The sequence below is a fragment of the Vibrio sp. HI00D65 genome, from assembly GCF_001635455.1.
In the GTDB taxonomy this organism is placed as follows: Bacteria; Pseudomonadota; Gammaproteobacteria; order Enterobacterales; family Vibrionaceae; genus Vibrio.
The window spans coordinates 1-273 of the sequence record NZ_LWEH01000207.1 but is presented as its reverse complement, the minus strand read 5'-3'; the positions used below and the strand labels follow the sequence as shown (position 1 = coordinate 273).

1 protein-coding gene is annotated in these 273 nt (G+C 49.5%); it reads right to left on the bottom strand.

Annotation, left to right across the window (positions count from 1 at the left end):
* The coding region (locus A3712_RS15595) for an AAA family ATPase (RefSeq protein ID WP_157618778.1) at positions 1 to 273 on the bottom strand (273 nt) is incomplete at both ends.

Genomic DNA, 273 nt, shown 5'->3' with positions numbered 1-273 from the left:
GGTCAGAGAGCATATCACCGAGGTTGTAGATGTCCGCACGGTTAGCCAACATATCTGGGACTCTGAATGCTTCGCCACTCTCGGTGTACGGGTTACCCGCCATCACGACAGCAAACTTTTTGCCGCGCATGTCGTAGGTTTTCGTTTTCCCTTTCCAAGTGCCTTCTATGCGACGCGTGCCATCACAGAGTGAGATGAATTTCTGTAAGAATTCGGGATGGGTATGTTGAATATCATCCAAGTACAGCAACACGTTGTTGCCCATCTCGAAAG